We start from the raw sequence: 14,849 nt of genomic DNA, 5'->3' as shown, positions 1-14,849 counted from the left end.
GACATGAAGATGATATTTAAAGTTGCGAAAACAGAGCTTCGGAATCTCTTTTATTCGCCGGTAGCCTGGTTTCTGACGATTGCGTTTATGGTGCAGTGCGCGGTTTTTTATACTTACGCATTGTATCCGCTTACAAAGTGGCAGGAAATATTGGCAAAAAATAATCCGAAGTTCAAAGACTTTAATCTTTCGCTGACGGCGGGGATGTATTTAGATCCCAATGGTATTTTCGTTAATGTGCTGCAAAACCTGTACCTGTTTGTTCCATTGCTCACCATGGGCCTGATCAGCAGGGAAATTAACAATGGCACCATCAAGTTACTCTATTCGTCCCCGGTGAAGTTGCGTGAAATTGTTTTTGGGAAGTACCTGGCTATTATGTTATACAACCTGTTGCTGGTAGGCATTGTAGGGATTTTTATTGTAACAGGTTTATTCACTATCCGGTCGGTAGATTATGGCATGTTGTTATCCGCTATGCTGGGCTTTTACCTGCTGATGTGCTGCTATACGGCCATCGGGTTGTTTATGTCCAGTCTTACTACCTACCAGATCGTATCCGCCATTGGCAGCTTCCTGGCTGTTTTTATCCTGAGCCGTATCGGTGGCTTATGGCAGAAGTATGATTTTGTGAGAGACCTGACCTATTTTCTTTCCATCTCGGGCCGTACCGGGAAAATGTTGCAGGGGCTCATTACCACGAAGGATGTCATTTATTTTGTGCTGATCGTTTATATGTTTGTATCGTTTACAATGATCAAACTGAAAGGAGGACGGGAATCGAAACCCTGGTTTGTGAGCGCCGTGAGATATGTAGCAGTTGCGCTGGTGGTGCTGACGATCGGCTATATATCCTCACGCCCGGCACTAACAGGGTATTGGGATACCACTGTTGGCGACATCAACACCCTGCATCCGAATACACAGAAGATCATAAAGGAACTGGGCAAAGAACCATTGGAGGTTACCCTTTATACCAACCTGTTGGGAGGAGGGGCGGGCCGCGGCTTCCCGGAAAACCGGAATGATTATTTAACAACCCTCTGGGAGCGCTACCAGCGCTTTAAACCGGATATTACTTTTAAGTACGTATACTACTATGATAACGACGACAACGACAGTTCCATTTATAAGAACTGGCCAGGTAAAAGTTTGAAAGAGATTGAAGAGCAGGTAGCAGATGGGTATGATTTAAATCCATCTATGTTTATGCCGCGGGAAGAGATCCGTAAGAAGATCGACCTGGGACCTGAAAGTTACCGGCTGGTAATGCAGTTGAAGTACAAAGGCGAAACTACCTTCCTGCGGACTTTTGAAGATAATCTATTCTGGCCCGAAGAACAACAGGTGGCGCCGGCTTTCAAACGGCTTTTAAAAGCTGATTTGCCAAAGAACCTTTATCTCACGGGCAACCTGGAGCGTAGCATTATTAAAAGAGGAGAACGGGAATTCCGCTTCCATACCATTGAAAAAGGTAACCGTAATGCCCTGATCAACCTGGGTTTTGAGTCGGATACGCTTTCACTGGATAACGCGGATATCCCTGCTAACATCACCACGCTGATACTGGCCGATCCTAAAACGGAACTGAGCGCTGCTACCATGGGCAAATTGAAGCAGTACATCGACAAAGGCGGCAATATGTTCATATTGGGAGAACCAGGCAAGCAACAAATGCTGAACCCCTTGCTGGCACACCTGGGCGTGCAGTTAATGGATGGCACACTGGTGCAGCTCTCCAAAGATGAAATGCCTCATATGGTGGTACCATTTATTACGCGCGACGCTGCTAACCTGGCCGACGAACCTTTTCTTCTCATACTGAAGGAAGCGTATAAGGAACACGGCGACAGCATGTTCATGATGGCTCCCGGAACTACTGCTTTTGCTTATACGGATACCGGCGCTTTTGAGATAAAGCCTTTACTGCAAACACTGGAAAACAGGGTATGGCTGAAAGCCGGCACCCTGGTAACAGATTCAACGCCTCCTGAATTTAACCCCGGGGAAGGAGATAGCCAGGCGAAAGCATATGCCAACTACATCTCCCTGGAAAGGAAAGTCAACAACAAGGATCAACGTATTGTTTTAGGCGCAGACGCTGATATGATGAGCAACCTGCGGCAGGGCGGCGGCTTCCTCGGCAAAGGTTTTTACAGCTGGCTCGACTACAACCATTATCCTATTTATACACCCCGTCCAAAACCACTGGATAGCCTGTTCACCATTTCATCTGCCGGGGCAGCTGTGTTGAAAATTTTATACGTGTGGATATTGCCGGGCGCGGTACTGCTATTCGCCATCATATTATTGATCCGGCGTAAAAGAAAATAAAACAACAACTATGTTTTTACAAACAGATGATCAAACGATAGATGACCTCCGGATATTTGGTAAACGTGATGTGAGCGGCATCTACGACCTGTACAATCATACCCACACCCGTGGGGGTGAAACGGTACTGGAAGAAATGTTCCGTAACCCGTTGTCGGACCGCGAGGAGATCAACAGGCGGAGCAGCGTGATTGCGCATTTTGCCCGCCTGAAACTGGCCTTCCCCTTTGATGCGGCCCTGTTTGATATGGCTGAAAAGTATTTAATGAATACCGGCGCCAATGCAAAACAAACCGTGCTGAGTGAAAAGGATATCTCTAACGGGGTAAGCGCGGTGATATCACTTATTCATCTTATAAAATTTTTTATAGAGAGAGAAGAAGTGACCGGCATTGTTGCCTATGCACGGGAGCGGGAACGCATTGCGGTATTACTCACCGACGCTGCCTTTGAACCGGCACTGAAAGAAAGCGGGAAAGGGAAGTTGTCTTATGCGGCGGTAACCGCGTATGATCTCCTTTTCCGCACCCGGGAGCGTTATAAGATAGAAAAACTGATGGGGTATATCTATTACCTGGATGTGTATCTCTCCGTAGCAAAAGTGGCGGTGGACAGGCAATTTGTTTTTCCAAAAGCGCTGGACAAAGGCGCTACTGAGTTGAAACTGGAAGGGGTATATCATCCGGGGCTGAAACAACCCATTGGCAACAACCTGGTGATGAATGCCAGTCAGAACCTGATCTTTTTAACCGGGGCCAATATGGCGGGGAAGTCTACTTTTTTACGTTCCTTAAGTACAGCGGTATACGTAGCACATATGGGCTTCCCGGTGGCCGCGGGGTTCATGGAGTTTTCGGTGATGGATGGTATTTACACCACCATCAACCTGCCGGATAACCTGGGTATTGGCGCCAGTCACTTTTATGCGGAGGTGCTGCGCGTAAAAAAAATAGCTACGGAATTAAGCGGCGGAAAATCATTGCTGGTAATATTTGATGAGTTGTTCCGTGGTACCAATGTGAAAGATGCACATGAGGCTACAGTGGCTATTACTAAGGCATTTGCAGGGAAGCAGAAAAGTATGTTCATTATTTCCTCGCACATCGTGGAGGCCGGCGAAGCATTAAAGCAACGGGGCAATATCGGGTTCCTGTATTTGCCCACGCGCATGAACGGCCACACGCCGGAGTATACTTATACGCTGGAGCGGGGGATCACAGATGATCGTCATGGTATGATCATTATCCGGAACGAAGGGATCCTTGAAACGTTGAAGAACGGGAAGAAGCGCAGCGTTGTACATCTTGTGAAATAAAAAAATAATCATCATCATGGGTTTTAATACAGACAGGCAAACGATGGATGAACTGAACCTGCTGGGCAAATACCGGCAGGGATCAGTATATCACTTGTTCAACCACGTAAAAACAAGAGGAGGGGAACAGTTGCTCGACGATATGTTCCGTCACCCGATGGAGCATGCCGATGCTATCAATAACCGCAGCCGTATTTTCCGGAGTTTTCAGCGGGCGAAACTGGGCTTTCCATTTGATATATCGCAGCTGAATTTAATGAGGGAATACCTGGATGCCGGCATGCTGGCTAACGGGCTGCTGACACTGGCCGATACCCTTCTCAAAAAATGGCTTTCCGGTCTTACCCGCGATGAACGGTACAAGAAAAAAGTGCAGGGGTTGCAGGCAACTATTGTAACGTTGAAAAGATGTTATTCCTTTCTCGAAATGGCGCCGCCGGATATGGGGCCTTTTACCGTCCGTTTACAGGCCGTAAAAACTATCCTCTCCGATAAATTGCTGGAGCGGTTGCTGAATATGGATATCTACCAGGCGTTGCCGGTGAAAACCCTTGCCTTTTATGATCACCTGCTGAAGAGCAGGTTCCGGAAAGAGATGGAAGCAGTGCTGTTGTTTATTTACGAACTGGATGTAAACATTGCCGTGAGCGATGTGGCGCGCGCCAGGGGCTTCACCTACGCTGAAGCGTTGCCGCCGGCAGAAAATATGCTGGCCGCGGAGGAGCTGGGCCATCCCTGTATAGAGGGCGCGGTGGGAAATATTGTGCAGATGAATGACCACAGCAATGTGCTGTTTTTAACCGGCGCCAATATGGCCGGTAAATCCACCCTGATGAAATCTGTAGGGATCGGGATGTACCTGGCGCATATGGGTTTCCCGGTGGCAGCTGCACATATGCAGTTTTCGGTGCGGGAAGGCATTTATTCGTCTATCAATGTGGCGGATAATATCAGTCTTGGTTACAGCCATTTTTACGCAGAAGTTGTACGTGTGAAACACGCCGCAGAAGCCGCCGCCAGCGGTCAGCGGTTGCTGCTGATGTTCGACGAGCTGTTCAAAGGTACCAACGTAAAAGACGCGTACGACGGGACTTTGGCGGTGACGGCCGCTTTTGCCGAGTACCGCGACTGCCTCTTTATTGTGTCCACGCATATTATTGAAGTGGGCGAGGCATTAAAGGACAGCAGCAATGTTCAATTCGTTTATTTACCAACTATTATGGATGGCAACCGTCCGCGTTATACCTACAAACTGGAGGAAGGTATTACAGAAGACCGGCAAGGGATGATGATCATCCGGAATGAAGGCATCCTGGAATTGATCGGTTCTTAACACAGAAAATCAAAAAGTATATGAAAAAACTGTTGATACTTGGCGTTACCGCCATACAGGCATGTTATTGTTTAAACACAGCTGCCCAGGAGAAAAAGTTATCGAACCTGACAAGGGAAGATGTTATTTCAGATTTTAAACTGGCGGTAGATATCTTGAGGAAACAGCATCCCAATCCGTATAAGTTTATAGACTCCGTCACCTTTGCGCGCAAAGTGGATTCGTTGTTAAACAAAGTAGCGCAGGAGCCGGATGTATTGTCTGGCCTGCAGTATTCGCCTGTTTACCTGTTAAAGGATGTACATACCAACCTGGGCTTCTCTAATGATAACGGGAAGGAGTTGTACAGCATGATCAATTTTTTCCCGTTCCCTGTTGTGATAGAACGGGAGAAGATATTCGTTAACATTAAAGGTGGTAGTATTCCTTTTGGCGCAGAGGTGGTGAGCATTAACAGTATGCCGGTAAAAGATATCCTGGCTGCTTTGTCGGCCCCCGCTTACAGCGATGGCTACATTACTACCGGGATGGACAGGCTGTATCCGAATTTCCAGGTAGTTTTCAGCCTGTTGAATCCAAGGCTTAAAAGTTACGAAGTAACTTTTCTTGCGCCCGGGAGCAGGGAGGTGAGGCGCACTACGCTTTCCGCTGCCGATCCTACCCAGGCGTATCACGCCGGGCGGTTGTCGGTTTTCCCGGTAAACCTTTTGCAGCGGGCGTATTATATCTACAATGATTATTTTGATGATACACAAACGGGGCTGTTGACAGTAAACACTTTTGGGTTAAATGAAGCGGATGCCTATAAAGAATTCAGCGAATTTTTCCGGGAAGTAAACAAGCGGAGATACAAGCAGGTGATTATAGATATCCGTAGTAACGGGGGCGGTAACCCGGCTATTTCCGCATTGCTTTATTCCTTCCTGGTAGAGGCGCCTTTCCGGAATGTTTATAATTACCGCACCCGCACCATAGATCTGGCCTATCCCGAATACGCGGTGGCGGATAACGGCAGAAGATTATCTGACGAAGATATCCAGGGGCATAAGAACTTCCTTTACCAGCGTTTTGATAAAGATTCTTCCGGGTTTTATGTTGGAAATGCCCGTTTAAAAGAAGGGTTGCTGGAAAATTTTCCGCCGGATAAAGATGCGTTTCACGGGAATGTATATGTGCTGACGGGCGGGGGCACTGTTTCTGCTGCTACTTATTTTGCTTCGCTTGTCCAGAAAAATAAGCGGGGAGAGATTATCGGGAAGGAAACCGGCAGCGGTGTGGCTGCTACTACGGCAGCGTGGTTTATGAAATACCTGTTGCCCAAAACAAGGTGCGTGTTAACCGTGCCGCTGTCGGAGTTATATTTCTTCAATGCCAGCGCCGACAATGGCCGCGGTATTATCCCCGACAGGGAAATTCCGTTGACGAAGTTTATGACGTATATCCAGGCGGGTAAGGACCCGGAAATTACCTATACGATGGAACTGATTAAAACAGGCAAATAAAGTTGATTAGATACCGTATTTTGGGTAAGCGAATCAACAGCTATTGTAATGATAACCAGCCCTGTTACGGACAAAAGAATAAAGGATAGCAATATAAGAATAGCCACCCTGCTGGCTTTTGCCATGATCCCGATGTCGGGTTTTGCCACAGATATTTACATCCCGTCACTGCCGGGTATGGCCAACGCCCTCGGTATTTCCAGCAGCCAGGCCCAGCTCACGGTGAGCCTTTTCCTGATCAGCTACGGCGTATCGCAGCTTTTTATAGGAGGCTTGCTGGACAGCTTTGGCCGGTACCGGATTGCATTGGTAGCGATGCTTATCTTTTGTGCATCGTGTGTGATCATTGCCAATACGCATAATATTTACGTCATTTATGCCATGCGGGTGCTGCATGGTATTACCATAGCGATGATGGTGGTGAGTAAGCGCGCCTTTATTGTAGACCTCTACAAGGGGGAGCAGCTGAAACATTACCTGAGCCTGTTTACGATTATCTGGTCTACCGGGCCTATTGTGGCCCCTTTTATCGGTGGATATCTTGAAATCACCTTTGGGTGGGAATCTAATTTTTATTTCCTGGGTGGTTTTGCCGCAATATTATTCCTGCTGGAAATAATTTTCAGCGGGGAAACCATCCAGCATACCACGCCGTTTCACCCGGCGAAGATCCTGTCTATTTATTATGGGATGATCCGTACCGGCAGTTTTACACTGGGTATTGTGATGCTCGGACTGGCCTATTCGATGGTGATGGTATATAACATGTCCGGTCCTTTTATCATTGAGCATTATTTTAACCTGTCGTCTGTGATCACCGGTTATTGTTCGTTGTTACTGGGCATTGCCTGGATGTTGGGCGGCTTTTTGAGCAAAGGAATGATCCGCAAACCTTTTGTGAAGAAGATCAGCATCAACCTCGCACTGCAGCTGGTGATGGCTTTGCTGCTGCTGCTGTTGTTTTCGGTGTATGGCGGGTTATGGACGATACTGGTGTTTGCTTTCCTGGTGCATATCGGCTCCGGGTTTACCCACAATAATTACTTTACTTTTTGTTTGCAGATATTTCCCAGGAATGCGGGGATTGCCGGCGGGCTGACGGGCGGCTTATGCAATGTAATTGTTTCCATGCTGAGTTACGGGTTGATATATGTGTTGCCTGCGGAAGATGGGAAACACCTGTCTTTTAGCTATATCCTGCTGATTATGACGAGTGGGTTGGTGATGTACCGGGTGTTCCGGTTGTACCGTGATTTTTATATAACCAGAAAATAATTGACCATGCAGAAATACCTGTTACAATTTTTTACACTCCTGCTGCTCTTAACGGCATTGCCGGCGCATGCGCAACAAGACACGCTGTTGATAGGCGTAGATGCCCGGAAAAGCAAAGGGCCGCTGAAACCCATATGGGCCTGGTTTGGCTACGATGAGCCCAACTACACCTATATGAAAGATGGTAAGAAATTGCTGACGGAAATTGCTGCATTGAGTAAAGTGCCGGTATACGTACGGGTACATAGCCTGCTGGTAACCGGCGATGGCACGGCTGCGCTGAAATGGGGTTCCACCAATGCATACACCGAAGATGCCGCCGGGAATCCTGTGTACAGCTGGACGATCATCGACAAGATCTTTGATACTTTTATAGAACGGGGCATGAAGCCGATTGCGCAGATCGGGTTTATGCCGGAGGCGCTGTCGGTAAAGCCCTCGCCTTACCGCCATCACTGGCAGCCGGATAATAAGTATGGCGATATATTTACCGGCTGGGCGTATCCTCCGAAAGACTACCAGAAATTTGCGGCGCTGGTATATGAATGGGTAAAGCATTCTGTAGCGCGTTATGGAAAAGCGGAAGTGGAAAGCTGGTACTGGGAATTATGGAACGAGCCTAATATCGGCTATTGGAAAGGTACTACAGAAGAATACATCAAGCTGTATGATTACACTGCCGACGCCGTGAAACGCGCATTGCCCACTGCCAGGATCGGCGGCCCTGAAGTAACAGGCCCCAACTGGGATGTATCTGCCAAGTTTTTTAAAACCTTCCTGGATCATGTGGTGAGTGGTAAAAACTACGCCACCGGCAAAACCGGCGCGCCGCTGGATGTGATCACCTTTCACGCCAAAGGTGCGCCCAAAGTGGTGAACGGCGTGGTACAGATGAACATGGCCGCACAGCTGCGTGATATTGATAAAGGCTTTGAAATAGTAGCTTCCTATCCGTCACTGAAGAAGCTGCCCATCATTATCGGTGAATCAGATCCTGAAGGATGTGCCGCATGTTCAGAAGCATTTCATCCTGCCAATGCTTACCGTAACGGCACCATGTATTCGAGTTATACCGCCGCATCGTTTGCGCGGAAGTACGACCTGGCGGCTGCCCGTGGTGTAAACCTGGCAGGCGCAGTGACCTGGGCCTTTGAGTTTGAGGACCAGCCCTGGTTTGCGGGTTTCCGCGACCTGGCCACCAACGGGGTGGACAAACCCGTTTTAAATGTATTCCGGATGTTTGGCCTGATGCAGGGCAACAGGCTGGAGGTAAGTGGGTCCACGAACTATAACTACCAGCAGATCCTCGACAGCAGCGTGCGGGGAGCCAGGCGTGATATTAATGCATTAGCATCCGGTGATGAGCGCAGCGTGAGCGTAATGGTGTGGAACTATCATGACGACAACATTATTCCGGCACAATCATCTCCCGTAAAAATAAAAATAAAAGGACTGCCGGCTACCCGTGTATTACTGAAGCATTACCGGATTGATACTGCGCATAGCAACGCCTACGAAGCTTGGAAAAATATGGGATCACCTCAGCATCCTGATGCTTCGCAAATAGCGCAGCTGGAAAGTGCCGGGCAGTTACAGTTGCTGTCGTCGCCCGCATGGATGCAGCCGGAGAACGGTGAAATAGTGCTGCCAAATGATTTACCCGGACAAGGTGTATCGTTGCTCCAACTAACGTGGTAACATTTATATCTGTCGCAAACTGCCCTTTTATTGTCTTATTTTGCCCGCTCATTTGACAATGAAGTAAATATCTTTGTGCCCTGAGGTTTTCACCGGTAAAACCAGGCGTTTTACCGGTGGAACGATGATCCTGACCGGAAAGGTTTTCCATAAAAAAACAGTGCATCCTATATTTGAAACCGAATCAGGGATACCCGTTGTGAGAAGGAGAAAACATCCGCCAAAGATCTGAAAGATACTTTACAAAAACACCAATATGCACACATCCAGAAAGGCAGCTATCAGCTTTATTTTTGTTACACTATTAATTGACGTAATGGGGTGGGGATTGATTATTCCCGTGATGGCAGATCTCATTGCGCAGTTAAAACACATCCCCGTTAACGAAGCCAGTACTTATGGCGCGTTGCTGTTATCCGTTTTTGCGATCACGCAGTTTTTATTTTCCCCGGTGATCGGGAACCTGAGTGATAAATACGGCCGCCGGCCGGTATTATTACTTTCCCTGTTAGGTTTTGGGATCGATTATATTATCCTGGCATTGGCGCCTGCATATGGATGGTTATTTGCAGGACGCGTTATTGCAGGTATTACAGGCGCCAGCTTTACTACCGCTGCTGCTTACATTGCAGATGTAAGCACGGATGAAACTTCGAGGGCTAAAAACTTCGGGCTGATTGGTGCGGCTTTCGGACTGGGATTTGTGCTTGGTCCGGCGCTGGGCGCATTGCTGGCCAACTGGGGCATCCGTGCGCCTTTTTATGCCGCTGCTGTATTGTGTTTGGTTAACTGTATATGGGGATACTTTTTCCTGCCGGAATCTTTAAGTAAGGAAAACCGCCGGTCTTTTGAATGGAAAAGGGCTAATCCGTTCGGGTCGCTGAAATTTTTAACCAGGCATCCGGAAATCGGCGGACTGGCATTCGGCTTCTTTCTTATTTACCTGGGCGCCCAGGCAGTGCAGAGCAACTGGAATTTCTTTACCATTTATAATTTTAACTGGAGTGAGAAAATGGTGGGTATTTCCCTCGCAGTAGTGGGAGTATTGGTAGGAGCGGTACAGGGCGGATTAACCAGGGTGGTGAACCCAAAAATCGGTAATGAAAAAAGTATTTATCTCGGGCTGGCGCTTTATGCAGTGGGATTGGTATTGTTTGGCTTTGCCACACAGGGATGGATGATGTTTGTATTCCTGATCCCTTATTGTTTGGGTGGGATCTGCGGACCGTCGCTGCAGTCGGTGATATCGGGTCATGTGCCGGCTAACCAGCAGGGAGAACTGCAAGGAGCGCTTACCAGTTTGATGAGCCTTACCACTATCATTGGTCCGCTGATCATGAACAGCACCTTTGCTTATTTCACCTCCTCGAAAGCGCCGTTCCATTTGCCGGGCGTACATTTCCTGATCGGCGCTGTTTGTATATTAATCAGTATCGTTATTATCCATAAGGTGCTGAGCAGGGAAAAGAAAGAACATCCGGAGCTGCTGGACGTGATCAACAGCAAAGACCTGAGCAGCACACCGATGCACTAAGTCATTACATTTTCAGCCATTTCATCATATCTGCCGTCATTTCCTGCTTGTGGGAAATGACGGTGTCTTTTCCGTTAACCCGTTTCATTTCCTGGAAAGAGTGATCGGTGGGATACACCCGGAATGTAAGGTTCTTTTTGCCCAGCCGCAGGAACTCCAGCTTTACATATTCCAATCCGTAAATGGGCGAGCTGGCATCATTGGTACCTGCCGTCATAAAAATGGGAATGTTCAGTTTTGTGAGGTTGTCCATTGGAATGTCTGAACAGAAGCTGGCCCAGCGCTGATAGGAATGACCTTCCCATTCGCGTTGGGTATCATGAGGAGCGGCGTAAATGGCAGCGAATTGCGCAAACAGCGAATCCACCTGTTGCTGTGCTTCCTGTGGGGAAATGGCCCCCTGGGCGGCTTTCATGCGCACAGCGGTTATAAAATCATAGAACTGGTTAAGACCTGATCCGGCGATGCAGGCGCAATGCGTAATTTTTTTATTCGCCACCGACAGTCCCGGTACTACCTGTGCACCTTCGGAGTAGCCATAAGCTACCACTTTTGATTTATTCACGGGGAAGTGACTGTATACATAGTCGAGCACCCTGGAAGCCGCTGCTATGCGCCATTGAAAGCCGGCCCGCTGCCGGTATTCCGTTGAAGGGGGCAATAGTGCAACCGCATCTGCCACACTGGCGCTGTCCTTATCTATATTGATTGTATCACAGAAATTGATGCCGGGTTTGCTGATCATTACCACGTGAAATTTATCTGCCAGTTCCAGCAACCCTTGATCAAATGAATTAGCGACGAAGGAGCCTTTCCGGAGCTGCACGAATAACGCCATCGGGTACTGACCGGAGCCATCCAGCGCCAGTAAAACCGGTTTCTTTTTGCCAATATCTTTACTGCTCACATAAAAACGAATGGTTCCAAGGGAGTTATCGTGAATGGTGAAAGCCTGCAATCCATAATCGGCGGGTTGAGTAGGTTGGCTTTGCGATACAGCGCAATACATCAGCAGGAAAAACAAAAGGCGGAAACGCATACCGGGCTGGGTTTTGGTAAAGGAGATGAATATAAACAGGTTTCCGTGAATATACAAATCGTTGGCGGTTGGGAACTAAAACAACAATGGCCGCCATTACTGGCAGCCATTGTTGTTTTAGTTCCCGTTTATTATGCCCTTATCATGCCATGCGGATCAATCACAAATTTTTTCGCTGCGCCTTTATCAAAATCGTGGTAGCCTCTTACCGAGTCGTTAAGGGTGATCACTTCTACATTTACGGCATCGGCTATTTTTATTTTATCGTACAGGATGGCGTTCATCAGCTGACGGTGGTATTTCATGACGGGGCACTGACCGGTATGAATGGAGTGCGATTTTGCCCAGCCGAGGCCGATGCGGATGCTCAGGCTTCCTTTCTTGGCGGCCTCGTCTACCGCGCCGGGATCGCCGGTAACATACAGGCCAGGTATGCCCAGTTGCCCGCCTGCACGGGTAATTTCCATAATTGAATTCAGCACGGTGGCCGGTTGTTCCACGTTGCTGTTGTGCCCATGTCCCTTGGCTTCAAAGCCTACGCAGTCCACAGCTGAATCCACTTCCGGCGTGCCGGTGATGGCGGCAATCTGGTCGGCGAGGGAGGCCTCCTGTTTCAGGTCGATGGTTTCGCAGCCAAAGCTCCTGGCTTGTGCCAGCCGTTCATCGATCATATCTCCCACAATTACTACCGCCGCTCCAAGCAGGTGGCAGGAGGCGGCGCATGCCAGTCCTACGGGACCTGCACCAGCGATATAAACGATACTGCCTGGTCCTACGCCTGCGGTCACCGCGCCATGAAAACCAGTGGGGAAAATATCCGTGAGCAGCGTGAGGTCCCGGATCTTTTCCATGGCCTGGTCGCTGTCGGGGAATTTAAGCAGGTTAAAATCGGCGTACGGCACCATTACGTATTCTGCCTGTCCGCCTACCCAGCCGCCCATATCCACGTAGCCATAGGCTGCGCCGGGGCGGGCAGGATTTACATTCAGGCAGATGCCTGTTTGCCCTGCTTTGCAGTTGCGGCAACGTCCGCAGGCAATATTGAAAGGCACCGAAACGAGGTCGCCTACTTTGATAAATTCCACATCCCTGCCAGCTTCAATGACGAGGCCGGTAATTTCATGTCCCAGTACCAGTCCGGCAGGAGCGGTGGTACGTCCCCGCACCATGTGCTGATCGCTTCCGCAGATATTGGTGGACACAATTTTCAGGATCACCCCATGTTCACATTTACGGTCGCCCAAAGCCAGTTTGGGATAATCAATTTCCCTTACTTCCACCACACCGGGTTCTATATAAGCAACACCATGATTTTTACACATACCATATCTTTTTAGAAGTTATTTAATCGCATCTGCGCCTGCCTGCGCCACTATATGATCGTTTTCCACGGAGTCGCCGGATACGCCTACGGCGCCGATGATCTCATTTTTTTCATTGCGGATGACCACGCCGCCGGGGAAGGTGATGAGGCCACCATTGGAATGTTCAATATTATACAAGGAGCCGCCTGGTTGCGACAGCTTGCCGATTTCGCCGGTGGGCATATTGAAGTATCGTGCCGTGCGGGCTTTTTTCTGCGAAATATCTATAGACCCCAGCCAGGCGTCGTCCATGTGAACAAAGGCGATAAGGTTGGTACCTGCATCCACGACTGCAATGTTCATCAGTGTTTTAATTTCGGTGGCTTTGGCTTTAGCGGCAGCAATAACAGCTTCCGCCTGTTTTAACGTGATATTCATAACAGGATTTTAATGTGAAGGAATAACCAATATTAAGCATATTGGAGATGGGGGAATTGAACGATTATCCTGATTGATAGAACGATGCTATTTTTTTATTTCTTTGATGATCCAACGGGAATTTATCGATAAATTTATAAGGCGGAAAACCTGCGTTACGATAAAAATTCCACCATGAACCAGATATGCCATCTTTCTCCTATTAACCTGAGTGATGCCACTTCGCTGGATACGATGGTAGAGCACCGCCGGGTGTTTAACCTGCGGCACTGTGAGCTGAACATCTTTGAAACTTTTCACCGCTGCAGTAATGTGGCACTCTCTTATAACGGGCTGGTAGTATCCAGTATGATGCGGGGTAAAAAGATCATGTCGTTGTCCGGATCGGAAGAGTTCTTTTTTTTGCCGGGAGAAAGTGTGATCCTGCCGGAAGGCGTGTCTATGAAAGTAGATTTTCCGGAGGCGGATGAAAGGCATCCGGTGCAGTGCGCCACCCTGGCGCTCGACTGGGATATGGTGAATAAGAACCTGGCTTTTCTGAATGAGCAGTATCCCAATAAGGCGGCGCCGTTTGAATGGCAGCTGAATTTCAGCCGGTATCACTTTTTAAATAACAAAGAGCTGGCGGCCAGTATGAATAAACTGATCGGGATCAGCATGGAGAGTGATCCTGCAAAGGATGCACTGGCAGATCTCTCGCTGAAATTTTTATTACTGCGTATTATACAAACACAAAACCTGGTGGCCATTAATGATGCAGGAGTAGGTAATCACCGGTTTACACCGGTGTTGCAATATATCAGGGAGCATCTTACCCAAAAGATTACTATTGATGCGTTGGCAAAAGTATCCTGCATGAGCCGTTCCGTTTTTTTCCAGGCATTTAAAGAGCAATATGGTATTTCACCGCTGGAGTATATTTTGCAGGAGCGCATCCGGCGCGCAAAGCAGATCATGGCGGATCCTGCATTGAGTATCACGGATGTGTGTTACCAATCGGGGTTTAATAACCTGAATTACTTTATTAAATTGTTTAAACGGGCAGAGGGAATTACGCCCAGGGAATACCGTAAATAG

At 48.3% G+C, this 14,849-nt stretch carries 11 protein-coding genes; 8 read left to right on the top strand and 3 right to left on the bottom strand.

Annotated elements, in window-relative coordinates:
* The first annotated feature begins 3 nt into the window (after positions 1-3).
* The 7 genes from ACLHR0_RS12175 (at position 4) to ACLHR0_RS12145 (ending at position 10,991) form a co-directional block, all read left to right on the top strand.
* Positions 4-2,334 carry a Gldg family protein gene (locus tag ACLHR0_RS12175; protein ID WP_436486866.1) on the top strand — a complete coding sequence of 777 codons (2,331 nt, stop codon included), beginning with the start codon at positions 4-6 and terminating at the stop codon, positions 2,332-2,334.
* 10 nt (positions 2,335-2,344) lie between these two features.
* Complete coding sequence (locus ACLHR0_RS12170; RefSeq protein WP_436486864.1) at positions 2,345-3,649, top strand: MutS-related protein; 1,305 nt, start codon at positions 2,345-2,347, stop codon at positions 3,647-3,649.
* A gap of 16 nt (positions 3,650-3,665) precedes the next feature.
* Positions 3,666-4,982 (top strand): MutS-related protein, encoded by a 1,317-nt coding sequence (locus tag ACLHR0_RS12165; protein WP_436486862.1) that lies wholly within the window; start codon positions 3,666-3,668, stop codon positions 4,980-4,982.
* A 20-nt stretch (positions 4,983-5,002) separates the two neighbouring features.
* A complete protein-coding gene (locus tag ACLHR0_RS12160; protein ID WP_436486861.1) occupies positions 5,003-6,484 on the top strand; it encodes a S41 family peptidase in 1,482 nt (493 codons plus the stop codon).
* Positions 6,485-6,532: 48 nt separating this feature from the next.
* Positions 6,533-7,759, top strand: a complete 1,227-nt coding sequence (locus ACLHR0_RS12155; protein ID WP_436486859.1) for an MFS transporter — start codon at positions 6,533-6,535, stop codon at positions 7,757-7,759.
* Positions 7,760-7,765: 6 nt separating this feature from the next.
* Positions 7,766-9,457, top strand: a complete 1,692-nt coding sequence (locus ACLHR0_RS12150; protein WP_436486857.1) for a GH39 family glycosyl hydrolase — start codon at positions 7,766-7,768, stop codon at positions 9,455-9,457.
* 256 nt (positions 9,458-9,713) lie between these two features.
* Positions 9,714-10,991, top strand: a complete 1,278-nt coding sequence (locus ACLHR0_RS12145) for a TCR/Tet family MFS transporter (RefSeq protein WP_436486855.1) — start codon at positions 9,714-9,716, stop codon at positions 10,989-10,991.
* Positions 10,992-10,995: 4 nt separating this feature from the next.
* Here ACLHR0_RS12145 and ACLHR0_RS12140 read toward each other — a convergent pair whose 3' ends face one another.
* From ACLHR0_RS12140 to ACLHR0_RS12130, 3 genes are all read right to left on the bottom strand, one after another.
* Positions 10,996-12,030, bottom strand: a complete 1,035-nt coding sequence (locus ACLHR0_RS12140; protein ID WP_436486853.1) for a hypothetical protein — start codon at positions 12,028-12,030, stop codon at positions 10,996-10,998.
* Positions 12,031-12,161: 131 nt separating this feature from the next.
* Positions 12,162-13,352, bottom strand: a complete 1,191-nt coding sequence (gene fdhA / locus ACLHR0_RS12135) for a formaldehyde dehydrogenase, glutathione-independent (protein WP_429048746.1) — start codon at positions 13,350-13,352, stop codon at positions 12,162-12,164.
* Positions 13,353-13,370: 18 nt separating this feature from the next.
* Positions 13,371-13,772 (bottom strand): GlcG/HbpS family heme-binding protein, encoded by a 402-nt coding sequence (locus tag ACLHR0_RS12130; RefSeq protein WP_370910470.1) that lies wholly within the window; start codon positions 13,770-13,772, stop codon positions 13,371-13,373.
* Positions 13,773-13,946: 174 nt separating this feature from the next.
* Between ACLHR0_RS12130 and ACLHR0_RS12125 the strand changes: the two genes are divergently transcribed.
* The gene (locus tag ACLHR0_RS12125; RefSeq protein ID WP_429048744.1) at positions 13,947-14,849 is read left to right on the top strand and encodes an AraC family transcriptional regulator; all 903 of its coding nucleotides are present in this window, start codon (positions 13,947-13,949) and stop codon (positions 14,847-14,849) included.

Source organism: Chitinophaga sp. ARDCPP14, assembly GCF_051362515.1.
In the GTDB taxonomy this organism is placed as follows: domain Bacteria; phylum Bacteroidota; class Bacteroidia; order Chitinophagales; family Chitinophagaceae; genus Chitinophaga.
The sequence above is the reverse complement of the archived record's forward strand: the minus strand, read 5'-3'. Positions and strand labels throughout refer to the sequence as shown.